The sequence below is a fragment of the Enterococcus sp. LJL51 genome, assembly GCF_049894025.1.
Classification (GTDB): domain Bacteria; phylum Bacillota; class Bacilli; order Lactobacillales; family Enterococcaceae; genus Enterococcus_L.
In genome coordinates, this window is the sequence record NZ_JBNEQE010000001.1 from 358,430 (window position 1) to 384,085 (window position 25,656).

Annotated in this window: 20 protein-coding genes; 11 read left to right on the forward strand and 9 right to left on the reverse strand. The window is 39.0% G+C overall.

Annotation, left to right across the window (positions count from 1 at the left end; all coding sequences use genetic code 11):
• Positions 1 to 63: 63 nt before the first annotated feature.
• The gene (locus tag ACPWSO_RS01720) at positions 64 to 2,700 is read right to left on the reverse strand and encodes a cation-translocating P-type ATPase (RefSeq protein ID WP_426081043.1); all 2,637 of its coding nucleotides are present in this window, start codon (positions 2,698 to 2,700) and stop codon (positions 64 to 66) included.
• A gap of 617 nt (positions 2,701 to 3,317) precedes the next feature.
• On the opposite strand from ACPWSO_RS01720, the gene ACPWSO_RS01725 reads away from it, so the two are divergent.
• On the forward strand, positions 3,318 to 3,566 hold the full coding sequence (locus ACPWSO_RS01725) for a helix-turn-helix transcriptional regulator (protein ID WP_426081044.1): 249 nt from the start codon (positions 3,318 to 3,320) through the stop codon (positions 3,564 to 3,566).
• Between the two features lie 923 nt (positions 3,567 to 4,489).
• On the opposite strand, the gene queA is transcribed toward ACPWSO_RS01725, so the two are convergent.
• Complete coding sequence (gene queA / locus ACPWSO_RS01730; RefSeq protein WP_426081161.1) at positions 4,490 to 5,521, reverse strand: tRNA preQ1(34) S-adenosylmethionine ribosyltransferase-isomerase QueA; 1,032 nt, start codon at positions 5,519 to 5,521, stop codon at positions 4,490 to 4,492.
• 194 nt (positions 5,522 to 5,715) lie between these two features.
• Here queA and ACPWSO_RS01735 point away from each other — a divergent pair, with 194 nt between their 5' ends.
• From ACPWSO_RS01735 to ACPWSO_RS01765, 7 genes are all read left to right on the forward strand, one after another.
• The gene (locus ACPWSO_RS01735) at positions 5,716 to 6,063 is read left to right on the forward strand and encodes a hypothetical protein (protein WP_426081045.1); all 348 of its coding nucleotides are present in this window, start codon (positions 5,716 to 5,718) and stop codon (positions 6,061 to 6,063) included.
• Between the two features lie 15 nt (positions 6,064 to 6,078).
• A complete protein-coding gene (locus ACPWSO_RS01740) occupies positions 6,079 to 6,231 on the forward strand; it encodes a YcxB family protein (RefSeq protein WP_426081162.1) in 153 nt (50 codons plus the stop codon).
• 157 nt (positions 6,232 to 6,388) lie between these two features.
• A complete protein-coding gene (locus ACPWSO_RS01745) occupies positions 6,389 to 7,279 on the forward strand; it encodes a VOC family protein (protein WP_426081046.1) in 891 nt (296 codons plus the stop codon).
• A 296-nt stretch (positions 7,280 to 7,575) separates the two neighbouring features.
• On the forward strand, positions 7,576 to 8,775 hold the full coding sequence (locus tag ACPWSO_RS01750; RefSeq protein ID WP_426081047.1) for a betaine/proline/choline family ABC transporter ATP-binding protein: 1,200 nt from the start codon (positions 7,576 to 7,578) through the stop codon (positions 8,773 to 8,775).
• Positions 8,768 to 9,406, forward strand: a complete 639-nt coding sequence (locus ACPWSO_RS01755) for an ABC transporter permease (RefSeq protein WP_426081048.1) — start codon at positions 8,768 to 8,770, stop codon at positions 9,404 to 9,406. The genes ACPWSO_RS01750 and ACPWSO_RS01755 overlap by 8 nt, the downstream gene beginning before the upstream one ends.
• Positions 9,403 to 10,344 (forward strand): osmoprotectant ABC transporter substrate-binding protein, encoded by a 942-nt coding sequence (locus tag ACPWSO_RS01760; protein WP_426081049.1) that lies wholly within the window; start codon positions 9,403 to 9,405, stop codon positions 10,342 to 10,344. The genes ACPWSO_RS01755 and ACPWSO_RS01760 overlap by 4 nt, the downstream gene beginning before the upstream one ends.
• The gene (locus tag ACPWSO_RS01765) at positions 10,341 to 11,012 is read left to right on the forward strand and encodes an ABC transporter permease (protein WP_426081050.1); all 672 of its coding nucleotides are present in this window, start codon (positions 10,341 to 10,343) and stop codon (positions 11,010 to 11,012) included. The genes ACPWSO_RS01760 and ACPWSO_RS01765 overlap by 4 nt, the downstream gene beginning before the upstream one ends.
• Before the next feature lie 166 nt (positions 11,013 to 11,178).
• On the opposite strand, the gene ACPWSO_RS01770 is transcribed toward ACPWSO_RS01765, so the two are convergent.
• Both ACPWSO_RS01770 and ACPWSO_RS01775 read right to left on the reverse strand, forming a co-directional pair.
• A complete protein-coding gene (locus ACPWSO_RS01770; protein ID WP_426081051.1) occupies positions 11,179 to 12,168 on the reverse strand; it encodes a WYL domain-containing protein in 990 nt (329 codons plus the stop codon).
• Entirely contained in the window at positions 12,149 to 13,390 is a 1,242-nt protein-coding gene (locus ACPWSO_RS01775) for a WYL domain-containing protein (protein ID WP_426081052.1), read from the reverse strand. Before ACPWSO_RS01775 ends, ACPWSO_RS01770 begins: the two co-directional genes overlap by 20 nt.
• 131 nt (positions 13,391 to 13,521) lie before the next feature.
• Here ACPWSO_RS01775 and ACPWSO_RS01780 point away from each other — a divergent pair, with 131 nt between their 5' ends.
• Genes ACPWSO_RS01780 through ACPWSO_RS01790 form a run of 3 tightly spaced genes read left to right on the forward strand, consistent with a single transcriptional unit; the run spans position 13,522 to position 18,142 of the window.
• Entirely contained in the window at positions 13,522 to 14,799 is a 1,278-nt protein-coding gene (locus tag ACPWSO_RS01780) for a class I SAM-dependent methyltransferase (RefSeq protein ID WP_426081053.1), read from the forward strand.
• A gap of 3 nt (positions 14,800 to 14,802) precedes the next feature.
• Positions 14,803 to 17,358: an AAA family ATPase gene (locus ACPWSO_RS01785; RefSeq protein ID WP_426081054.1), complete on the forward strand. Its 2,556-nt coding sequence runs from the start codon at positions 14,803 to 14,805 to the stop codon at positions 17,356 to 17,358.
• Between the two features lie 13 nt (positions 17,359 to 17,371).
• Entirely contained in the window at positions 17,372 to 18,142 is a 771-nt protein-coding gene (locus ACPWSO_RS01790) for a nucleotidyltransferase domain-containing protein (RefSeq protein ID WP_426081055.1), read from the forward strand.
• A gap of 74 nt (positions 18,143 to 18,216) precedes the next feature.
• Here the strand turns inward: ACPWSO_RS01790 and ACPWSO_RS01795 are convergent, their stop codons facing one another.
• The 5 genes from ACPWSO_RS01795 to ACPWSO_RS01815 all read right to left on the reverse strand — a co-directional run bounded on the left by ACPWSO_RS01795 (position 18,217) and on the right by ACPWSO_RS01815 (position 25,549).
• Positions 18,217 to 18,681 carry a hypothetical protein gene (locus ACPWSO_RS01795; RefSeq protein WP_426081056.1) on the reverse strand — a complete coding sequence of 155 codons (465 nt, stop codon included), beginning with the start codon at positions 18,679 to 18,681 and terminating at the stop codon, positions 18,217 to 18,219.
• 105 nt (positions 18,682 to 18,786) lie between these two features.
• Entirely contained in the window at positions 18,787 to 19,950 is a 1,164-nt protein-coding gene (locus ACPWSO_RS01800; RefSeq protein WP_426081057.1) for a cation diffusion facilitator family transporter, read from the reverse strand.
• A gap of 260 nt (positions 19,951 to 20,210) precedes the next feature.
• Positions 20,211 to 22,916, reverse strand: coding sequence for a YhgE/Pip family protein (locus ACPWSO_RS01805; RefSeq protein WP_426081058.1), 2,706 nt, complete (start codon positions 22,914 to 22,916; stop codon positions 20,211 to 20,213).
• Between the two features lie 472 nt (positions 22,917 to 23,388).
• Positions 23,389 to 23,610: a hypothetical protein gene (locus tag ACPWSO_RS01810; RefSeq protein WP_426081059.1), complete on the reverse strand. Its 222-nt coding sequence runs from the start codon at positions 23,608 to 23,610 to the stop codon at positions 23,389 to 23,391.
• Between the two features lie 595 nt (positions 23,611 to 24,205).
• Positions 24,206 to 25,549, reverse strand: a complete 1,344-nt coding sequence (locus tag ACPWSO_RS01815) for an FAD-dependent oxidoreductase (RefSeq protein WP_426081060.1) — start codon at positions 25,547 to 25,549, stop codon at positions 24,206 to 24,208.
• Positions 25,550 to 25,656: the final 107 nt, after the last annotated feature.

A 25,656-nucleotide genomic window follows, 5' to 3' on the forward strand; every position in this document is an offset into this window, starting at 1 on the left:
ATTATCAAAAGTAGAAAAAATAATCTGATTTTCAATTATTCAACAGTAATTTCTCATGATTTTTTAGTCCTCTTCTTCCTCTGTCGAGAAGTGGAACTTAATCATTTCATTCACAAAAATTGGAACAATAGATAGTGCTGCAACTAGTACCCAATGGGTTAATCCGATTGGGACTAAATAGAATAATTCCTGAGTGATCGGCAGTAAGGCGATAACTGTCGTAATGACAATTGCTAAAACAGCCATTTCGAACAATGATTTATTAGAAGAAAGCTTCACTTGGAAGATTGATTTTGTACTTCTAACATTGAAAACATGTAGGATAGACGAGTAAGCTAAGACTAGAAAAGCGACTGTCTGGCCTACTTCATGACTGGCACTCACCCAATGAGAAACACCGTCAACAAATGCTCCTAGATAGAAACCGAACAGGGTCACTACTGTAAATGCCGCAGCATTAATCGCAATCTTCTTCCATAAGCCGCGGGCAAAAATCCCTTCTTGCCGAGGAATTGGCGCTTCTGTCATAATATCTTTTTCAGCAGGCTCTCTTCCTAGCGCAAATCCAGGAAGTCCATCCGCTACCACATTAACAAACAACAGCTGAACAGCTGTAAAGGGCGCTCCCCAGCCTAACAGCATCGCAATAAGTACAATGAAAATCTCTGAGACATTACAGCTCAAAAGAAAATTAATCGCCTTGCGAATGTTCCGGTAGACTGTACGTCCTTGAGCAACTGCATCAACAATGGTTGCAAAGTTGTCATCAGTAAGAATCATATCTGAAGCACCCTGAGCCACATCCGTTCCGGTAATTCCCATCGCACAGCCGACATCACTAGCTTTAAGTGCCGGAGCATCATTGACCCCGTCGCCAGTCATCGCAACTACAGCGCCTGTCCGCTGCCAGGATTTAACGATTCGAATTTTATCTTCCGGAGTCACACGAGCATAAACAGACAAATCCTTCACTCGCTCATCCAGCTCATCATCGCTTAGCTTACGAAGCTCTGCACCTGTCATTGCTTCCTTTTTAGTTGTTAGAATACCTAATTCTTTTGCAATTGCTCCTGCGGTTACTACATGATCTCCTGTGATCATTACTGTTTTAATGCCCGCTTTTCTCGCTTTTTCAATAGCTCCTTTACTCTCTGGTCTCGGCGGATCAATCATCCCAATCAAACCAGATAAACGCAATCCCTTTTCCAACGCTTCAGAAGTGATTTCCTGAGGCTCTTCATCATAAATTGCATAACCTACTGCAATTACCCGTAAAGCTCGTTTACCAAAGCGGTCATTAACAATTGCTGCCTGATCTACATCGCCATAGCGAAAACGAGCCAGCAAGACATCAAAGGCTCCTTTGGTAATAGAAATGTATTTCTTGCCCATTTTATGGACAGTCGTCATCATTTTCCGTTCGGAATCAAAAGGCAACTCTGCAATTCTCGGATATTTTTCTTCCAGCTCATCCTTTGTATGATAATTTTCTTCAACTGCCCGAACGATGGCAGCTTCTGTTGGATTGCCTTTGATAGTCAAATCATCGTCTTCTCTCTCAACAGTAACATCGGTACATAAGGCGGCCATTTTCAATACTTCCATTGCCTCGTTTGTCATCGCATCTTCTGTGTCTGTTACTTCATCCCCACGGGACCAGACACGACGGACCCGCATTTTATTCTGTGTTAGGGTTCCTGTTTTGTCTGAACAAATAACATTTGCTGTACCTAGAGTTTCTACTGCGGGCAGCTGCCGAATAATCGCATGCTTTTTCGCCATTTTCTGAACACCATAAGCAAGCGTCAGTGTTACAATGACCGTCAATGTCTCCGGAACTGCAGCAACTGCTAGCGAAACTGCAGTCATAAACATATCAAGCATCGGCTCCCCTTGAAGCTCACCAATAATAAAAACTAAAACAGCCGCACCTAAAGCTAAAATGCTGATTCGTTTTCCCAGCTGATTCAGTCTCTTTTGCAGCGGTGTTTTCTGCTGCTCATTCCCGCTTAGAAGCCCAGCGATTTTACCCATTTCCGTATCCATACCAGTAGAGGTAACGACTGCCCGACCGCGGCCGTTAGAAACCGTACAGCCTTTAAATACCATGTTAATTTGATCGCCCAGAGATTCCTCTTCTGAGGCTATGTACGCTGCGTCCTTCTCAACAGGTTCACTTTCTCCTGTCAAAGCAGATTCCTCCACCCTCATTTGAGAGGCTTCCAGCAAGCGGGCATCTGCAGTAATCATTGAGCCTGATTCTAATACTAGAATGTCCCCAACTACCAAGTCCTCTGCATCCACACTTTCAACTTTGCCATCTCTTAATACCGTACTAGTCTGCTTATTCATATCCTTCAATGCATCCAAGGATTTTTCAGCATTTCCTTCTTGGACAATAGCCAAAACGGAATTAATAATGACAATTGCAATAATTAGAATACCTTCAAAGTAATCGCCGTGCTCTGTCGCAATTGCTGTATAAAACGAAATTGCTGCAGCAGCTAATAAAATAATTGTTGTAAAATCCTTCAAGCTAAGCAAGAATTTTTTAGCGATAGAGGTCTTCTTTTCTTCCTCAAATTTGTTTCCGCCGTTTTCCTGCAGCCGGCGCTCTGCTTCTTTCTGTGTTAGCCCGTTTTCCACGTCTGTTTTACTGTCTTTTACAACATCTTCGATTGATTTCTGATAAATATCCATCCTATCCCCCACTTCAATTTCTTCCTATTTAAATAGTAGTACTATACATTAACTATAACATGAAAATTTTTTAGACATCAATAAATACGCTTTTCTTTCGGACAATTCGTAAAATAGATGTTTATTTATTTTTTTCAAAAAAAGGGTATAAATTTATTGAAAACGCTTTCTTTTAATGGTATTATATAGATGAGGGAAGGAGGAACTACAACATATTGAAGAATTTCTCGAGTTTCAATAGATCATATCAAAGAATTAAGAAAGTTTGTTGGAAGTAAAATATTCACCTTTTAATCAGTTTATATGTGTAGAGTACCAAAAGTGCAAACTATTAGAAAGTATGTTTATTTATCAAGATAAACTTGATAGTGTTTTAAGTTTCAAACCTTGAACGAAAAGCTAAGTTTTGTTGAATCAAAAAGAAATTCAGTAATGCTTTACATGTGTAACAGAAGTTTAACAATTCAATATGTTGGATCCTTCCAGTTAAATGAGCCAAGCTATTCGAGAAGCTTGGCTTTTTGCTATATTATATTTGTAACAAAAACAAAGATATGGTATATTGACTATGCACTTTCTATTATTTAACCATAATCTAAATATTGGAGGGATTTGCATTGCCAAAAAAGAAGAACTCATCATTTGAGAGTTCCATCCACGTCTACAGAGCTATGAAGCGTATGACCCAACAGGAATTAGCTGATAAAGTAGGCGTATCAAGACAAACAATTATTCAACTTGAGCGGAATAGATATAACCCTTCTTTACTATTAGCTCATGACATTGCTGAAGTCTTTGAAGTTCCTATTGAAAAAATATTTACTTTCAAAAGATTAACAGACCAGTCACAAGAAGAATCAAACTAGAACACCTCCCTTCGGGAAGGACTCGCACGGTATGACCGATTCTTTAAAATCTTTTTTCGATAATTTACCTGTAAATCATTGGTCTAGCTTATTAGTGGTAATATTATCAATCGCTTTTCTGGTTTACTCTATCTATTTCTTTTTCAGTAAAGAAGGACGAGATAAACGGGGAAAGAAAATTATCTCAACGGCTAGTTTCATTTCTTTGTAACGATTATATTGCTAATCGCACTTAGCAATGTCTTTTATGAAATAGCTACTCATAATTTGGTGGCCTACTTTTGGATAATCAATTCAATCATACTTCTTGTTTCTGCAACAGAAGCACTGATGATTGTAACACTGAAGAAATTGAACTAACTGAGATACAAAGAGGCGAAAAACCTTAGCCGGTTTTTCGCTTTTTTGTTCGGTCTTTTACCCAGCGCTATCTCAATCAAATCTATATTCATTTATAAGGTGTCTAGTCATACTATAGATTTTTCATAAAAGAACAAAAATCATATAAGAATAAGTATAAACGTTCTTCGTCTTATAGTAAAGTTTATTTTTTAAAAAATACAATATATTTTTTTATATTCTATTTAATATCAATACAGCTCAGTCCTATCTGAATACAAAAATCTAAGAAAAGAGTCTGGGACATAAACAAAATCCCAGACTTTTGACATCCCTAAAACCGAATAAACGGTATTCCAAAAGCAGCTTTCTCGGAAATAAGCCGAATAATCTCAAAAATATGAGAAGCTATTTTCGTATTATTCTTCTTATTTCTCGGAGCTGAACACTTTTGTCACAACCTCTTTTCTTAGATAAACTTTCCTTATTTAAACTGACTATTCCGGCAAATACTCCTAACTATTCCTCGGAACAGCGTCTGTGGTTTATTGCTTGATAGAATTTTATACGGCTGCTTTGATTCATTATTTTACAAACATAGCATCGCCAAAGCTGAAAAAGCGGTATCGTTCATTAACCGCATGCTGATATGCCGCTAAGGTCTGTTCTCTCCCAGCAAATGCACTGACCAGCATAACTAATGTTGATTTTGGCAAATGAAAATTAGTAGAAAAAGCCTGCACAATTTTAAACTCGTAGCCTGGTGTAATAAAAATACTTGTCCAGCCGCTGTCGGCTTTAATTGCTCCATCAAATTTTGTGCCGATTGTTTCCAGTGTACGAATTGACGTTGTTCCTACAGCTACAATTTTTCCGCCGTCAGCTCTTACAGCATTCAGTTTTTCAGCTGCTTCTTCAGTCAAGCGATAGAATTCGCTGTGCATTTCATGCTCCTCCACGTTCTCTACAGAAACTGGTCGGAATGTTCCCAATCCGACATGAAGTGTCAAATAGACAAGCACTACTCCTTTTTTTTCAATCTTATCCAACAGTTCCTGCGTGAAATGAAGACCGGCCGTTGGTGCTGCAGCAGAACCGTTTTCTTTAGCATAAACAGTTTGATAGCGTTCCGGATCCTCTAGCCGTTCTTTGATATACGGCGGCAGCGGCATCTCACCCAGCGACTCTAAAATTTCCAGAAAAATCCCTTCGTAATCAAAGGTGATAATCCGACCGCCATGATCCAACTCTTCAATAACCGTTGCCTTCAGCCGGCCATCGCCGAAACTAATCTGTGTGCCTTTTTTAGCACGACGGGCTGGTTTGATTAGCGTTTCCCAAGTATCCCCTTCTTTATTCGTCAACAGCAGCACTTCTAAGTGTCCACCAGTTTCAGGCTTTTCGCCATAAAGACGAGCTGGAAGCACACGTGTATCATTCATTACTAAGGCATCGCCAGGATTCAGCTCTTCAATGATTTCATTAAAATGTTTATCCTCAATTTCTCCCGTTTCTTTATCCAACACTAAAAGCCGGGAGCTTGTTCGATCTGCCAATGGTGTTTGAGCAATCAGCTCTTCCGGCAGTTCAAAATCAAAATCTTCTGTACTAAGCATTATGTTCACCTTCACTCTCTTACATATCCTCCGCTATTCTATCATTTTTCCTCTAACACACCAAGTACAAAAACTACGAAGTCTCGTTTCAAGTCTTTTTACATCACCTTTTATTACTTTTCACTCCTAACTCAAAACCATTATTGTATCTCCTTACCGAGATAGCTTATACTTATTATAAAAGGAGTGAGTGAATGAAAATAAACTATCACTTACAGCTGCAGGATTGGCTGGAAATTAGTGCAGTCTTTCAAAAAATTTCTCCAAAAAATAAACGCTCCATGCTGATTCGTTTAGCTTTAATCATTATTATTACTTGTATGATGTTTGTTTTCGTAATGAACCGGGACTATATTTTAGCACTAAGCTATCTGGCTCTTGCATCCCTTCTGCTATTTGCGACCTTTTTTTTACCAAAGAAAAGAGCTGTGAACTACTATAATAATCCTGAAAACAGGCATATTTTCGATTCATTGGAAATGACGATTGACGAGACAGGTGTAACCTGTGGAGCGGAAACTGCGCATTCCTTTTCAGACTAGTCATTATTTCCAAAAATTAATGAAACAAATAACCATTTCCTTTTCTTCCGCTCTGAAAAAGTAATTACAGCTGTTCCAAAAAATCAACTGACAGCGGCAGAAATTGAAAAACTTAGGACTATGGTTCAAACATACTATCTCCCCGACTTAACTCAACTAAAGCTATGATCGTTTAGTAAAAATAATGCATGGACATTTTCCTAAAAAAAAAACAAAATTACAGACTAATTTAAACATTGCAAAAGTAAAAGGCTATTCTCTTGGCTATTTGTCGGAATTTCTATATACTTATTTTTAGTAAGTGTAATTAAAGGAGGAAAATATGATGAAACCTTTCATCCACCATGTTTCTTTATTAACTAGACACAGTAAAGAAAATCAGGCCTTTTATATCAAACTGCTGGGATTGCGTTTTGTGAAGCACACTGTCAATCAGGATAACCATCGAATGATTCATGATTATTACGGGAACTACTACGGTGCTCCTGGTTCAGTTATCACTTTTTTTCTTGTACCACTGCTTGGACAGCGCTATGACAACGACCATTATTTAAGCACTATTGGACTTAAAGTTCCTAAGGACAGCCTATCATTTTGGAAAAACAGATTGACAGAGCATCATATAGATTATAAGGATTTCGGACAAGAACTTCATTTTAACGATCCTGACCAAGTAGCTATCCGTCTAGTGGAGGTCAATCAGCCGCCTCTAACAGAAAAGTTTCAAACTGCTGGAGATATTCCCCCTTTAAATCAGATTTTAGGGTTATTATCCACTGAATTTCATGTGCAGGAACCGAAGCTAACTACTGCTTTCTTTGAAAAACTACTAGGCTGGCACACAGAGAATCAGCGGATTATGCTGAATGAGACAGATTTCATCGATATTCTTCAAGCTTCAGGACAGGAAAAAATGCGCATGGGACGAGGCAGCATGGATCATGTCGCCTTTGCAGTGAAGGACGATGCCGCTCTTGATGTCTTACATCACAAAGCTAAGGAACAAGGCTGGCTGATTGAAAAAATTATCAGTCGCGGTTATTTCAAAAGCTTGTACATTCGGGAGCCGGGAGGAAACAGGGTTGAGTTTGCAACTATCGCTCCTGGGTTTACCATTGACGAGCCATTGGAAAGCCTAGGTGAACATTTTGCTCTCCCGCCATTTCTAGAATCCCAGCGAGCGGAAATAGAAAAAAATATTTATGAAGAAAAATAGCTGGAATCCCCCCTTTTTTTTTGAAAAAATTTTTACTCTCAATTAGTTGTTTGCCCTAGTCGGAGAAGTGTCTGATTAGGGTCTTTTTTTTGACCTTTTCTATACTTTTTTATTCAATTAACTAGTCAAATTCATTCACTAATAATTTTATCTTTGAAAACATTTTGTTTTAAATAACATATTTAATAATTGTTTTTATTTATCATAAGAAATCAAAAATACGTCTTAGTTGTTTTAAGTTTCTTTTTCAAGCATACTAGTAGTGAGAGACTATTAAGAAGTTAGAGGTGAACGTTTTGATTGAGTTTCAACATGTGTACAAAATTTATAAGGGCGGCAAGGTGGCCGTCGAAGATGTCAATCTTTCTTTTGAAAAAGGTGAATTTATTTGCTTTATCGGTACCAGTGGAAGTGGAAAAACTACTTCAATGCGAATGATTAATCGAATGACTGATCCTACAAAAGGCAAGATTTTGATTAACGGCAAGGACATTCAGTCTGTTAACCCGGTGGAACTGCGCAGGAAAATCGGTTATGTGATTCAGAATATAGGTTTGATGCCCCATATGACAATTCGTGAAAATATTACGTTGGTTCCCCGTTTATTAAAAGTCGATCAGGCCAGCCGCGATAAAACTGCAGAAAAAATGATTGATTTGGTAGAGTTGCCTCGTGAAATGCTGGACCGTTATCCCCATGAGCTTTCCGGCGGACAACAACAACGGATTGGCGTAGTTCGTGCGTTGGCAGCTGACCAAGACATCATTCTGATGGATGAGCCCTTTGGTGCGTTAGACCCTATCACTAGAGATTCTTTACAGGATCTTGTAAAGGATTTGCAGGAACGCTTAGGAAAAACAATCATCTTTGTAACCCATGATATGGATGAAGCTTTAAAGCTGGCTAACCGAATTGTTATTATGAGCGAAGGAAAAGTAATTCAGTTTGATACACCGGATAATATTCTTAACGCACCAGCCAATGAATTTGTAGAAGAACTCATCGGAGAGGATCGTCTCATTCAGGCAAAATCCAATACAACAACGGTGGGAGAAGTTATGTCTCACAACGCGGTAACAATTACTCCTGAAAAATCACTGTCAGAAGCCATTAAGGTCATGCGTGAAAAGCGTGTGGATACTTTACTGGTTGTTGACGGACAAGGGATTTTAAAAGGATTCATCGATGTTGAAACACTTGACCGCAGCCGCAACAAAGCAACCAGCGTCAGTGACATTATTAATCCGGATGTTTTCTTTGTAAAAGAAAATTCCCTACTTCGAGATACACTTCAAAGAATTTTAAAACGAGGAATTAAATATGTTCCCGTGGTCAGTGATAAGAAGAAAGTCGTCGGTATTCTAACCAGAGCCTCATTGGTTGATATTGTCTACGATGTTATCTGGGGTGAAGAAGAGCTTGCAACTATCGCTTCAGAAAATGCTCCAGATGAAGCTGCGGCTGTCGCTCAGGCGGAGGTGGAGCAGCATGAATGAGTTTTTAATGGAAAAAGGCGGAGAACTGATTACACGGACTGGTGAGCATATTTTCATTTCCGCTGTTGCATTAGCCTTAGGGATTCTTTTTGCCGTTCCATTGGGAATTCTCTTAACCAGAACTAAGCGGACTGCTGCGATTGTCATCGGGTTGACTAGTGCACTGCAGACGGTTCCTTCTCTGGCTCTTTTGGCATTAATGATTCCTATATTTGGTGTTGGGAGATTCCCGGCAATCGTAGCCTTATTCATCTATTCCCTATTACCGATTTTAAGAAATACCTATATTGGTATAAAAGATGTCGGTGCTGATTACAAGGATGCTGCTAAAGGGATGGGAATGACAAATACTCAGTCAATTTTCATGGTTGAACTGCCTATTGCTACACCAACGATTATGGCCGGCATTCGTCTTGCTGCGGTTTATGTTATTGCCTGGGCAACCTTGGCTTCCTATATCGGAGCAGGCGGGTTAGGCGACTTTATCTTCAGCGGGCTGAACCTGTATCGGGCAGATTTGATTTTTGGCGGTACCATTCCAGTTGCGTTAATTGCTTTAGCTGCTGATTTCCTGTTAGGTTTGCTGGAAAAGAAATTAACACCTATGGCATTACGGGAGGAATCAGAATGAAAAAATTAAAAAAACTTATGTTAGGCCTGCTGCTTTTGTTCAGCACAGGCGCTTTATCCAGCTGTTCGCTGCCTGGTCTGGCAAGTGGAAATGATGCGAATACAATCAGTATCGCCGGCGGATCAACCTCCGAAATCCAGATTCTGGCAAATGTAGTCAAAGGCATGATTGAGCATTATACAGACAAGGATGCAGTAATTATCAATAATCTAGCCACTACGACTGTTATTCATCAATCAATGATTAATGGTGATACCAGTATCTCTGCAGCACGCTATACAGGTACAGACTTAACAGGTACCCTGCAGCTGCCACCGGAAAAAGAACCGGAAAAAGCTTTTGATATCGTTGAAAAAGAGTTTCAGGAACGGTTCAAACAAACTTGGTTTCCTTCTTACGGCTTTGCCAATACCTATGCATTTATGGTAACTAAGGAAACAGCTGCAAAATATAATTTAAAAAAAATCAGCGATTTGAAGAACGTCGCAGATCAACTGACTGCCGGTGCTGATACTTCTTGGATTGACCGTAAAGGAGATGGGTATGAAGGATTTACTCAAGAATATGGTTTTGACTTCAAACGTGTCTTTCCAATGCAGATTGGTTTAGTTTACGATGCTGTTGCTGCTGGAAAAATGGATGTCGTGCTAGGCTATTCTACCGACGGACGTATTGGCAGCTATGATCTTGTTATGCTGGAAGATGATTTAAAATTCTTTCCACCATATGATGCAAGTATTGTGGCCACAGATGCCATTTTGAAAGACAACCCGGAATTAAAAGAAATTCTTGGTAAGCTTTCAGGTAAGATTTCTACAGAAAAAATGCAGAAATTAAACTTTCAGGCAGATAATGACTTAATGGAACCAGCAATTGTGGCAGAGAATTTTTTACGTGAGAACCATTACTTTGAATCTGACGGAGGTGGGAAAAAATGACGAATTTACAAGATATGAATCTTTTCGAGCAGTTCTTTTATTACTTTAGCCAAAACGGCAGCTATGTATTCAGTCAGGTCGTTCGACATTTTCTGATTTCCGTATACGGTGTTCTCTTTGCCGCAGCGATTGGGATTCCCATCGGGATTTTTATTTCCCGCCGAGTAAAGCTGGCAGGCTGGATAATCAGCATTGCCAACCTAATTCAAACTGTCCCCTCTTTAGCAATGCTCTCTATTTTGATGCTGGGCTTAGGACTTGGAGTAAATACTGTTATTGTTACAGTTTTCCTATACTCTTTACTGCCCATCATCAAGAACACCTATACAGGGATGAGACAAGTGGATAACAATATTCTCGACGTAGGAAAAGGTATGGGCATGACAAAAATTCAACGCTTGTTCATGGTTGAACTGCCTCTCTCTGTTTCTGTTATTATGGCAGGAATACGCAATGCCTTAGTCGTAGCCATTGGAATTACTGCTATCGGTGCCTTTGTTGGTGCCGGAGGGTTAGGGGACATTATTATTCGCGGTACAAATGCGACAGACGGTACCTCCATTATCTTGGTTGGTGCAGTTCCTACTGCCTTAATGGCAATTATTACTGATTGGGTGCTCGGCATGATTGAGCATCGTCTCGACCCGGCAAGTAAACATTCTTCTTAATTAGCAGAACGAACTTATTCAGCTCTCAAGCAGTAAAAACGAGTTATAAATAGGTCCTAACTAAGCAGGTCATTGACAATAGCCACCTGAGTCAATGGGTGCTAAACTATAAAACCAAAAAAAGCGGCAACTTGACTTAAGGAAGTCAATTGCCGCTTTTTTCTGTTTAATCTATAATCCCATTTGGAAAAAGCAGTTCCTTTTGCTTTTTTAAACGGTAACGAATCTGATGGATAAAACTCTCTGGTTCAATAACCTTTAGAAAAGGACCAAAAGAAAGAATATTTATCACTAGCTCTGTTTCGTAATGTGCCGGGTAATAAATAGTGAGCGAATACTCCTTTTCATTCTCTGTCTTTTGCGTTACCTTACGATAATTAGAAAAATGAAACATTGCCCGCTCCAATGTATCTCGATCATCTCTTAGCAAACAAACAATCTGCTTCTCTGCTTCCCTCGCAGAGAAGCTTTCTGATAGAGGAGTAGTCAGGTCATGATTTTCCAGCATTTCTACTTGTCGGATTTCCGAAAGATTAAAGATTATTCCTTCCCAACTGCCGTTTTTTGTCAACCGTTGACCCTTTAATCGAAACTTATCATTTTTTTGTGAATATTCCAGTTTTTCCGGCTTGATTGTATGACAAATGCTTTCTTCACGACCTAAGGTCTGATACTTTACTGTGGTCAGCCCATCACTAGTAATTGCCTTTAACAAAGTCCGGGCATTCTGCTGATAGTCTTCATTTTCAAAAGGGTCTCCAGACTGAAATTGATCAAAATAATCAATATCAGTCAATGAAAATAAGCACTCTTCTTCCTTAAGTATCTGATTAAGCTCTGCCAACTGTTCTGTTGTTAAAAAGAGATGAATTTTCGGGTCCTGTAGTATAGTCTTTAGCCAGCGTTTTTCTAGTTTTGTTGTTGGCTGAAAGCTGTCATTTGCCGTTATCCGCTGGAAATTATTCTCCTTTTTTTTCAGCAGATGCCAATTGTCTTCTTCCGACAATAGGTAGGGAAGTAAACTAAAAGCTGTTTCTCCATAACCATAAGCTTCAGCCAGCTGTCGAATTTCCTCTTCACTGCGTTCTTTTTTTGCCAATACCTTGGAGACAATCTGAAAATAGCGTCCATAGACTTCATGAAATAATTGATTCATCTTGGTCACCTCCAAAATACATCTCGTGCATCTGCTGATAATCCTGCCAAAATTTCTGTTCCCATGTACGGTTGCTGCATTGAATTCGCTGAATACGGCCAAAAAAAGTTCGTAAAAATGGATTTAAAGCAACCATATCCGTTAACTCAATTGAAAAAAGAAATTCATTTTCACCTAAGTGTGTAACTGTTCCCTGACGCTTTTCTTTTTCCAGCCTGCGAATTAGGTACTGTTCTTTTTTTTCATCAATTGCTAGATAAACTTTTAACCGTTGGGTCCTTCTGCTGCTCAGCGCAGCATTCCAATTAATTTTCTTTTGCGCTAAAAACTGTGTATGCAGACGCTCAAACTGGACGGCCTCGCTGCCTAACTTCACATTAGAAATGAAGTTGACCCGTACTGAATAAAAATGTCTTTTCCCTGTGACCCGACCAATCAGATATTGCCGCCCTGACTCACAGCTTGAGCTGAATTTAACCGGGATAAAATCTTCAAAATGCTGCTTTTCAGTTTCAAAAGAAATAGCCCGCCGCTGATAAATTGCCTCTAACAGCTGCAGCGTAACCTGACTATCTAAAATCTGAACTGGAAATGCGTGCTTAAACTGAATTGGTGTTGCCTGTGGTTCATCCTTCAAAAGATAATCTCCTAATAAGCCTACAGGAAAGATTTCCTTATAGAAGCTAATAGCCAAACGAAGCTCATCATTTAATACTAAAGGGGGCACCTGAAAATAAATACATTCTCTTGCAGCCTTTTTTTCCTTGAAGAAGCCTAAAGCCGTATACTCCTTCAATTTTTTTCTAATCGTCAGAGGGTCTAAAAAATAGCCATCAGAAAAGCCAGAAAGGTAGCTGTCATCAATTTCATCAACTATCTCTTGTACAGTCCAGCCCTTAGTCCCCTGCAGAATATCCAGCAAAGTAAAATGCAGAAAAATGTCATTCTTCGTAAAGGATTTTGCCCCCCAAACAGCGCTTAATGGATTCGCTGTGCTTTTATTCGGGTCTAATTCTAAGCGTACCCGTTTCTTTCCATGAACGGTTTCCGTTACAATCCATTCAGATAAATAGCTTTCGATTCTTCTGCGTTCATTATCGTACCCTCTTTGACTTCCATAAACAAAGTCATCCCGCTCTTTAAAACCGTAAATATAAAAGTCCCGAGTATATTTTCGAATCTTATCAAAATTTTTGACTAATTCCTGAAATTTTTTTGCCATAATCTATAACCCTCAATCAACCTTTTTCATTAATTGTAAACACAACCTTCCGCAGTACGCAACTTTTTTTTAAAGATAGATCAGGAGGTTTTCGTTATGATACAAGTATAAACTTTTACAGGAGGTCTATTATGGCAATTATCAAGCTGACATCAACCAATCCAAAATTATCTTATATCTTATATAAAAATCCGGAAAGCGGGCTGCAGTTAAGAAAAATACGAAAGGGCATGGGCTATGGCTGGTATGCAGATGCTCAAACCTATCTAGCTTACTTTACAGATCAAGGGAACCCTTCGTTATCCTTTCGTCCAAACCGGGAAGAGGAATTTCATTATCTAAACAGCGCTCAATATCAAGCGCCGCTCGCGTATCTTTCACTGTTGACTGAATTTTTCAGCTATCCGTTTAAGCAGCAGGAATCTGATACGGAAGGATTTCTTCATCAGCTGGAACTGCCCTTCATTGCAATTAGACGCTCTTATTTCCTGCGTTTTTTCAGACAGCAGTTTCCTGATATTCAGTTCAACTATGAAGAAACAGCAGTTGGATATGGTACCTTGATTATTCAAACAGAAGGTTCCCTTCACGATTTACTGCATACTGCTCAGCTTTTTCTCGCTTTCCAAGGATTATTCGGAAGAGAATTTATGGATGAAACAGAGGGCTTGATTCAAAAATACGTTCATTCCTTGAATGCAGTGGATGCTCCATTCTATATCCGAAATCTTTTTGCCCACCATTTTTTAAGCAGAAGGAACCTTTTTAATCACTTTAAAAAACAAATAGAGACAACCAATCGTTATGAAATTGACTTTAGCTTTGGTGGTACCAATCTCCAAAGAAGAAATTTTGCGGAGTCGCTTCTTGACTTTGAACATCCTATATTGGATGTGGGCTGTGGAGAAGGCTACTATATTGGCGCATTTACAAACCATTTGAATGGTCAGCCTTATTACGCTGTAGATATTAACCCTGAAGTACTTGCTGCAGCGAAGGAAAAAGCTGAAAAAAAAGAACTGGAAAATGTTTCCTTCTATTCTTCTGTTGCTAGCTGGGAGCAGTTAAACATTACAGAACCGATTGACATCATTATGATGGAGGTTGCTGAACACATGCCTTTGGAAGAAGCAGAAGAGCTAATTCAAACCGTTTTAAGTAAAAATATTCATCAAATGATACTTTCCACACCAAATAAGGAATTCAATCATTACTACAGTCTTGCAGAAGATCAGATGAGACACACAGACCATTGCTGGGAAATGACTCGTCTGGAGTTTCAGCAGTGGATTGACAAGCTTGTCGCTAAGACAGACTATACTATCGATTACCTCGCAATCGGCGATAAAGTAAATGGTATTTCTACGACTCAGGGTGTGCGTATTCTACGAAAAAATAAGGAGGCATAATTTATGCTCATTCAAACAAAAACTCATACAATTTTCCTATTAATTGGTCCGACAGAATGTGGAAAAACAACCTTTTCAAAAGAAGTTCTAATGAAACAGCTGGGCTTTGAAGATTGTGAAAAAAACTTTTACAGCAATGTCCAATATATTTCGTCGGATGATTTACGTCAGGAAATTCTTGGACATGCGTATGATAAATACGATCAGGTAATGCTGGAGGCTAGTAATGTGGCTTTCCCCTACCTGCGAAAAAGACTAGAATTTGTGACAACCTATCCTGTTTCGGCAGAATTTGTCATTGTCGATACAACTGGACTGGCACAGGAATTTCGCCAGGAAATTTTAGCAATTGCCCAGGAACAAAACTATCGTATTGAAGCAGTTGTCTTTGATTACAAAAATCGGGAGGACTATTATGCCAGTGAACGTTCCCGCCGTCTTATCAGCAACCATATTCAACGGCTGAAGCGTGAGGTTTTACCAAAGCTGGCTAAAGAAAACTACCATGCAATTCATCGTATTCCTAAAAAAGATTTTGCTGATATTCAGATAGCTGTTGAGGATCAGGAAGAATATTTAGCCTGTATCCTGCCTCCGGCTCATGACTATTCTGTTATTGGCGATGTTCATGAATGTGTTCACGCCTTAAAACAGCTGCTGATTCGGCTTGGTCATTCAGTAGTAGAGAATCAGCTAGTCATGAATGAACGTTCAGGAAAAGTAATTCTTAACGGTGACTGGATTGATAAAGGAAAACAAACGGCAGAAATTATCGAGTTTCTTTATGCCAATCAGGAGCTGCTGCTGTTGACGATTGGAAATCATGAGCATTTTGTCTATCATTATTTGAAAGGGACGATTAAAGGTGCTGATCCTCAGGTGCTGGCACATTATTTTGATTCTGTTGGCATCTTGGAAAAAGATGATGCGCTGCGGGAAAAATTCTTTCAGCTGGTTGAAAAAGCTAAACCTTTCTATCGTAGAATTGGTGGAGGCGAACAATCCTTCATTGTCACACATGCTCCTTGCCGCCAAAAGTATCTTGGCAAGCTGGATAATGGGTCAAAAAGAAAACAGCGTAACTTCCGCTTGAATCGAGAGGCTGAGCTTCAGCCCCAGTTGGAATTTCTGGAAGAAGAAAGCTACTTCAACCTGCCGCTGCATCTTTTCGGGCACATTGCTTGTCAGGAGCCTTTCAAACTAAAGAACAAGCGAAGTATTGATACTGGTGCTGTAGCTAAAAACCGCCTGACAGCAGTTAAGATTTTACCTTATAAAACGATGTTGTATTCTGTGCCATCTGAAGAGGGCCAGACAGAAACATTGCCTTTGCTTTTTACTAAGCCTAAAAAGCCTTCATGGCAGACACTTCCTAGAGAAAGCCAGAGGCGGCTGCGCTATATGGCCCGCAACAACATTCAATACCTTTCCGGTACCATGTCGCCTTCAGCTGCTGACCCTGAAACAAACGATTTAGAATCTTTGGAAGCTGGACTCAACTACTTTAAGCAGCAGGGAATAGAAAATGTAGTACTGCAGCCTAAATATATGGGGTCTCGCTGTAATCTCTATCTCTATACTGAACTCGACCGCTGTTTTGCAGTATCCAGAAATGGACATATTATTCGGCAGCTGGAGCTTCAGCCAATTTATCAGGAGCTCTTGATAAAATTTCTACCTTATATGCAGGAGAATCACATTGAGATGCTGTTGTTGGATGGTGAGCTGCTGCCATGGAGTGTTCTCGGCAAAGGACTGATTGAAAAAGAGTATCAGCCGATTTCCTTCGGTATAGAAAAAGAACTTACTGTACTAAAAGATTTTGGTTTTGAAGAGAACTATGCAAAAGCACTTCAAAAGCTTGATGCTACCGACTATCTTACCGATCAGTACCATAAAGATAAGAAGACATTGTCTGACTTATACGGCGATTATACAGCACGCCAATTTGCATTATTAACCGAGACCCGCAGCCGGCAGGTAGGTATCTCTGAACAAGAACAGGCTTTAGCTGTTTATCGAAAACAGATTGAGCTTTATGGCAGCGAAGGGGAGTTGTCGTACAAACCATTTAATTTATTAAAAGTGGTTTATCAGGACGGTAGTCAAATGCTGCCGGAGCAGTCTGCTTCTGAAATCTACCGCTTTTTATCGGAGGATAATTGTTTAGTTGTTAATCTCTTAGAAGAGTCCGCCTTAGCACAGGCAGAAGACTATTTTCAAACAATCACCATTACAAATCAAATGGAAGGAATTGTCATTAAACCGGAACATCTGGGGAATTCAAAGGCCGTTCCCTTTATGAAGGTTCGCAATAAAGAATACTTAACTCTTATCTACGGCTATGACTATCGCTCCGATAAACGCTATCAGAAGCTTATTGAAGACAAAAAAATTCATGGCAAGTTGAAGGCTTCTAAAAGAGAAGCTGCTCTTGCTGCTGAACTGCTGCAGATTCCAATCCATGAGTTAACTGAAGAAAATGACGTCTATATGAATACATTGGCTGAACTGATTTATGAATTTGAAAAAGAAAAGGATTTGGATCCGCGTCTCTAAAAGGAGGATCTCCATGAAAAATAAAATTATTCAAGAATTAAAAAGAATCGAAAAACAAGAAAATATCCGAATTTTATATGCTGTAGAGTCAGGAAGCAGAGCGTGGGGCTTTCCCTCGACAGACAGTGACTATGATGTTCGCTTTATCTACACTCGTCCTAAAAGCTGGTACTTACAGCTTCAAAAAACTAGAGACACCCTTGAATATCCTATTTCAGAGCTGCTGGATATCAGCGGATGGGATTTAGATAAAAGTCTGCTGCTTTTACAAAAAAGCAACCCATCACTTATAGAGTGGCTGGCTTCGCCCATTGTTTACTATAAGGATTCCCTATTCCACACAGAGCTTTTGGAGCTGATGAAAGCTTCTATTCAGTCTAAAGGACTGATTTATCATTATCTGCATATGGCTAAAGGAAACTATCGGGATTACTTGCAGGGCGAAACGGTTAAAATCAAAAAATATTTTTATGTTCTTCGTCCCCTGCTCGCCTGCCGGTGGATTGAAGCCCATCAAACAGCACCGCCCGTTCTTTTTCAGGAGCTGCTTCAGCAAGAAGGATTATCTGCTGAGCTTGTACAGCAGATTGAACGGTTACTTATAAAAAAAAGAGCAGGCAACGAATTAGGATTGGAGCCTCAGATTAAGGAAATTAACCAGTTTATCGTTGAACAGCTCAACTATTTTAGCGAATCTGTAAACTTCCTGACTGGCTCTAATTATTTGACAAATACTCAGATGAATCAATTCTTTCTACAGTGGTATGGAACCGACAGTTCCTGACCCTAACATAAAAACCACGATAAAATCAGAATTTGACTGATTTTATCGTGGTTTTTATTTAAAACTATTGCTTATTATTCTTCAATATTTCGATAGACTTCATCTTCATATCCAGAGAAGCGGCGGCTATTTAGAATGATGAAGGGCTCTTCATTGTGTTCCTCTATCTCTGGCTCGGCTTCTTGCTGTTTTTTCGGTGAACGCTTCGAAAACTCGCTAGATTCCGGTTCACTTCTTTCAAACTCTCTTTTTATCGGTTCACGCTGTATTTCTTCTCGCAGCGTCTGTATCGCCGGCTGTTGTGCTTTTTTCTCTTGTATCTCAGGCTCATCCATTAGATGAACAATGCTTTCATCCTGCATTTTAAGCATATGGTTCATTCGAACCTTCTCGACTTTCAAATCAGATAAGTGTTCTTGCAGAACGTCTTTTTCGTACAAGGTTTTTTGTAACATCTGACGTTCTTTTATTAACAAGAAACATAGAACAATAATAACGACTACAAAAAAATACATAATAGCTAAATATGCTAGGTTCATGTCCTTCAACTCCTTAAGGATATGTTAACATGGGAGTATGTACTTTTTTTATCAGTTTTTTCTTAAAAGAGAGAAGTTTATGAGAAAAAAATAATTTTTGTTATTTTAAAGTAAATAATTATGGTCAAATGTGATTGTTAGCTGGTATATGCCAATTGTCAGTACAATTTTTTCTTGAATTTCTTTCTGAAGTGCTTCATCCGTTAGCCGAAACTTGCTGGGAACAACTAAATCAAAATGAATCGTTGCTACATCCTTATGAGTTACTAAACGAATATCATGCACTCGTAAATCTGGATCAATTTCTTTAATAATCTTCTTGATGCCCTTATGAATCATTTGCTGCTCTTCATCATATAAATTCACCGGATCCACATGGCAGACCAGTTCCACACCTAATTGCTTTTTAAATGTGTATTCAATTTGATCAATAATTTGGTGTGCATGATTCAAATCCCAGCGGTCATCTACTTCAATGTGAACCGAAGCAAAAATCTGATTAGGCCCGTACTGATGAATCAGCAAATCATGATAGCCGACAATATCCTGATAGCCGGATAAAAAAGCCTTCATCTGATCAATCTCTTTTTGATCCGGTCTGGAGCCCATTAGTTCATTGACAAATTCCCGAATCAACTGAATCCCGCTATAAATAATATACACAGCAATCAGCAAGCCTATATAGCCATCAATCTTAAGCCCTGTAAGCCCCTCTACCGCAGTGGAAGCTAAAACGGTAATCGTTGTGAAGACATCATTAAGACTATCCTTAGAAGCTGCAATTAGGGTGTTAGAATCAATCTTTTTAGCAACCTGCTTGTAAAACAGCCCTTGCCAAACTTTTAATCCAATCGAAAACAGCAGAACCACTAATAAAACCCAGTTGAATTGGATACTTTTAGGCTCTCTGATTCTATCAATCGAAGTCAGGAAGAACTGAAAGCCCACAAAAGTAATCAATAGTGAAACGAACATACCGCTGATATACTCAAATCGTTCATGACCATAAGGATGCTCCCTGTCAGCCGGCTTCCCCGCAATATAAAAACCAATTAATGTTACCAGAGAAGAAATCATGTCTGATAAGTTATTAACCGCATCTGCCATAATTGATACACTTCCGGAAACAAAACCGATGGAAAATTTCCCAATAACCAGAAGCAGATTGGAAATCAATCCTACAATCCCGGCAAATATACCAAAAGCAGTCCGCTGGTCCTTTGTTTTATCCGCCTTCTTTTCAAACCAATTAACTATTCCCGTTATCATATAATCCCTACCTTTTTTAAGTATTAAAAAAATATACCGATTTCTACTTTAATTGTATATAGCTGCTTTAAATTTTTTACTTGATTCTTACTATTTAGAAATCCCCTATTCCTAGACAAAGCAGACCATTTCTTAATTGTTAGGACTACCTAGTTTTTTCCATCTCTAGAAAGCTGTACAGTCAGAACAAAATAAAGAAAAATCAGACTATCCGCATAGGGAAACTGTCTGATTTTTCTTTCAGGTGAAAGAAACTCTTTTTAATGGAAAATATGGCTTTTATGCGAAATTTCCGCAAGCTTCTTCATTTTCGGTTCTAAAATAGGATAAAAAATTGTCCCTAAAATTCCGACAACAATCATTAAACTAACTAAAATAATGATTGCTTTCCACGCATTTGGCCAATAAATTCCTCCAGCGGATTCTCTCAGCAGATTTACTGCATGGGTAAATGGTAAAAACGGGTTAATCATCTGGAAGAATTTACCTGAAACTTGAATTGGGTAATTTCCTCCCCCACCAGAAATAGATAGAACCAGAATAATAATCGCAATACCTTTCCCGACATTCCCAAACAGAGCTACCAGTACGTATACTAGCGTCATAAAGGCGAGGGCAATCAACAATGCAAACAACACACTGTAAACCGGCGCCTTGACATCTACTCCTAAAAGGAAATAGTTCCCTAGGGTAACGATTAGGGCTTGTGCCAGCCCCATCACGATAAACGTCAGCATTCTAGCTGAAAACTGTTCTCTTTTGCTATAGCGTTTCTTGTCTTTTTCATCCAAATAATAATCTGTTGTAGCAATACTTGAAAACAGAACAGCGCCCACCCATAGACAAAGTGCTGTATAAAACGGTGTGCTTGCAGACCCGTTATTGGCAATCGGATAAATCTGATTTTCTTTGACCACTACTGGCTCAGTAAAGAAGTCGCTTTCTGAAGTGGCATCCAGCTTCAATAATTTTAGAACTTCACCTAAATCGACTTCACTTTCCCCCTTGCGAATAGCTTCTGCCGCTTTATGAAGTCCGCTTTTAATATTTGGCCAGTCATTTTCAATCAAATCATTCGCCGTATTCAAAGCAGATTCCACTGCTGGCAGTTTTTCATCAACCATCGTTAAGGTATCCGTAATATCCGCTTTTATACCAGGATAATCATTTTTGATAAAATCTGCAGCCAGTCCCAGCTTTTCCTCGACAACCGGCAGTTCATTATTGTATAAATCGGCTCCTTTATTAATACCGCCTACAATCGTATCCATATGACCATTCAACAGCACATTCGCATCATGAACCTCCTGCTTAATGGCAGGCATTTGAGCCTGATATTTTTCAAGAATTCCAATAGCATTCGATACAGTTCCCTCTGTGGCATTCAGTAATGCTGTAAAGTCTGTCTGCTGAGCTTGGGAAAGCAAGCCTTTAGCTGTTGTAATTGTATTAATCAAATCGGTTAACAGGCTGCTGATGGTTGCATTAATGCTATCCATATTCCCCAGAATTCCTCCAGCCGTGCTGGCAATTTCATTTGCACCAGCTGTGATTTCTCCGGCAATTGCCTGCAGTTCAGCTGTTGTAATTGCATCCACGTTAATACTGTCTACCCGGCTTTTCAATCCTTGAATCAAGGTTTGAAGAGCATTAAGCTGATCGATGACCCCTTGTAAGTTTTGATTTCCGGCTGACTCCTGAATGTTTGTCAGCAATGCAGACAGCTGTTGTGCCGCATTTACTTGGCCGCCCAAACTTTCAGAAAAATTCTGTAACAGCACCTTTAGTGATGCTCTTTCATCAGGTGTCAGCTCATTATCTGCCAGCATCTGTTGAATTTGACTGGTGATTGACGCAACATTCGTGCCAATTCCCTGAATGGATTCCAAAGTAATTTTCACACTACTAGTGATACTTGGCAAAGCATCCTGAAGTTTTTGAGCTCCTTCCATCGTCACTGTTCCAAACTGATCCGCCTGCTCTCCCAGCTTTTGAATATCAGGCAATGCACTTTCAACAGATTGAATAATCTGCAGTCCTTGTTTAGCTTCTGCAATTCCCTCCGTCATCACCTGTTCAACAGAGGCAAAATCACTGTCAATCATTGCCAGCTGATTACCGGCATTTTGTATCTCTGGTATTTTCTCTTGAAGAGTTAGGATCACTTTGGCCTGTTCTTTCAATGCAGGCATGTTGTTATTCAGCTCGGTGATTTTTTCAGTCAACTCATCCACTTGAGGAATATACGCCTTAAACTCTTCTGCTTTGGCAATCTTCTCTTTAATTTCAGGCATTTTCTTGTGCAGATCAACAACCTGCTGCACATACCCGTCAATCGTATCGATGTTTTCATCTGTTGATAAAATCAGGCTCTTTACTTTGTTGATACTAACCAAGTTTGCGTCAATATCATACCCGATCTCATTAAAAACTTTAATTAACGTGCTGCTCGCCGTACTGATAAATTCAGAAGATATTTCTGTCTGGAGGGAAGTAGCTCCCTTATCTGTAATTTTAGGTGCAATTGCATTGATTTTTTCATTCACAGAATAAACGATTTCAGGCTTGTTGATTTCTCCTGTCGTAAAGCTTAATAAATCTTTTGAAAAGCTCTTTGGCAAATAGATTCCCGCATAGTATTTACCAGACTTCACGCCTTCATCCAAATCCTTTTTTGAATCAACAAAGCGCCAGCCCAGCTGTTTATTTTTATGGAGATTGGCTAATACCTCATCTCCTATACTCACTTGTTTTCCTTGAAACTCTGCTGGCTGATCATCACTATATACTGCAATCGGCAGCTCCCCCGTATTCGCATACGGATCCCATAAAGCCTTGATATTAAACCAGGCATAGAGCGAAGGAATGATCATCAAAGCGATAATCAATAACGCTGCAATCGGATTTTTAAAAATTCTTTTCCAATCTACTATAAATAAGTTCAAAGTATTTTTTATATGCTTCATAATTCCCACCTGCTTCCTTACGACGACTTACTTTAGCACATCTTTTTTGATAAAAACAGTTTGAAAAACCGGCAGACGATTAATTGTTGGACAATTAATTTAATCTGTCGTAATTTTTAAGTCATCTCTTAAAGAATATCTTAAAGTATCCCCTATCTGCAAAAGATAAGCTCTGTATGCTCTCGAAATATCAGTCAGCATTCTTAAGAAAAATAAAGGCAATTACCTACGAGCCATGTATCCGAATAAATACTTTTGCATAAATACAGGGTGCTGATTTGACTCTTAAAACTAGGAAAGAGGATGTGACACTTGTATGCCTCCATCCTCTAAAACCAAATAAACAGCGTGACAGAAGCCGCCTCTTCAGAAATAAGTCGAACTAGAAAACTTCTGTCACAGCCTCTTCTCATTCATTAAATTTATCTCGTTCTCTATACATATCCAAACAGATACTTTATCTGCTGATTTCTTATGCTAACAATTTTTCGACTGCATCTTTTACTTCCGGCACCTTATCTGCTTCAAGATAGGAAAGCGCTCGAGGCATAACACCCATTAAATACATTTTATTCAGCTGACCGCTGTTCTTTTTCTCCAACAGCTCACCAAGAAGCTTATCCATATCCCCCTTATGATCGGCTAGTGTACGTTCCATAACAAAATCGATAAAAGCTTGTTCTTGTTTTTTCATAGTGAATCCTCCCTGCAGCTTTTCTCTATTATAAAATGAAACGTCTATAAGTAATAATAATTTGATTGCTACTTTTAGAAAATCCGATAGAAAAAGCTGGCTTATTCAGCTTTAACCTATTTTATGTTAGCAAAAATCATTAACGAAGATGGTCAGTAGCTATTCGATGGTTAAACATAAAAAATCAAACCAACATAATGAAATCAATCAAAAAAATCAGCTGAAAAGCTATTTCCTATAACTTCTATTCTTTTCGTTCAGGTAGTTCTATGATTCAAGTCTTTTTATAGGATTAAAAAAGGGAACTTTTAGCGAAATCCCAGGCGTACCAAAATCTTGTTGATTGGTACCCACATCTGAGCTAGTTTTCGGTTCTGCTTGTACAAGGAAGCTCTAAAATAAAAACTTGAAACAAAGGCAGCGGTTTCCTGCTTTTTGCTTCAAGTTCTAAGAGTTCATTTAGTTTTTGTCCTGCCAACACATTTTGATGTAAAACTACTTGTTTTCAAACAGAAGAAAAAAGCCTGACACGCTGATTTATATTGATATAAAAACAGAAAATCAGCAGTCCAGACTGTTGCAAACAGGACAATTTTTACTTTTTATATCGCTTAATCATATGTTCATACGCCGCCCGGCTAAGGATCCCCATTGGATGATTCAACGTAGGGTTGAAATAGAAATCCATGGTCACTAGCTCTTCCATGGTCACTTCTTTTTCAATTGCCAGGGAAAGCGTATTGATAATCTGGGTAATGTCTTTCGTTGACATCATTTGGCCACCAATTAGCGTATTTCTATGCTGAGAGAAGACCAGCTTCACATAAATATCTTCCTGCTCTTTCAAATAAGGTAGTTGATATGGAAGCTTTAAAAAGATGCTGTCAATATCCAGCCCTTCAAAATTCGCTTCGGCTTCTGTTAAACCTGTACTGGCAATGTAGTAATCGAATACTTTAGTTGCCGTCGTTTTTTGTGTCGTTTTATACTCCATTTTATTTTCCGTAACATTCATGGCTGCAACTGTTGCACTTCTGACAACATTATTCACCAATGGAATAAATGACTGACGGTAGCTGTTATGAACAGGGTATGAAACAATATCTCCCAGTGCGTAAATACTCGGATCACTCGTCTGCATCCGCTTGTTCACACGAACTGTTCCATTGTGATTCAAATCAAGGAATTCCTGAAACAATGATGTGTCAGGCCGAGCATTTACAGCAATCACAACATACTCGTTTTCAATCTCTTTTGTTGTTGTTACAGTTGTAAAGGGAACACTATCTGTCTTGCCAAAAGTCATGACATTCTCATTTAGATGCAGATGAATACCAGATTCTGCCATCTTTTTTTCGAGAATAGCAGACAATTCCTTATCAATATAGCGAAATAGAATCGAGTCAGAACTTTCAATAAGATGGATTTCTTTTCCCTTATCCCTTAGAGCATCACAAAGCTCAACTCCGATATAACCGCCGCCAATGATCGATATGCTTGCTGCTTCTTCTAGTTTATGTAAGGCTTCTAATGAGCTTTTGTAGCTCTTAAAATACGTAATTCGATCATTATCCGGCAAACTCATATTTAAAGAAAATTGGTTAGAGCCTGTTGCAAGGATTAGCTTATCATAATTTTCTCCAGCGACTTCTCCATTTGAAGACTTGTAGCTCACTATTTTATTTTTAGGGTCTATCTGAACCACCGTAGATTCTAAATAAATATCAATTCCCAGTTTGCGAAGACCTTCAGGAGTTATATAACGCACGTCATTTAAATCATCTACCATCTCTTTTAGCTTTATAATCATACCGCTGGACACATAGCTAACATCGTTTCTTCTTTCAATCAGTATGATTTCAGCTTTTGGATTTAATCTTTTTATAGTTAAGGCTGCCTGTATCCCGCCATGGGATGCGCCGATTATTACTATTTTCACTGTACCTTCTCCCTTCAAACTAGCTGCTCCTGCCTGTAAAAAATTTTATTTAGCCAAAAGCATAGACAGTCATGTGACTTCATTATATATAACTTTTCGCAAAAAAG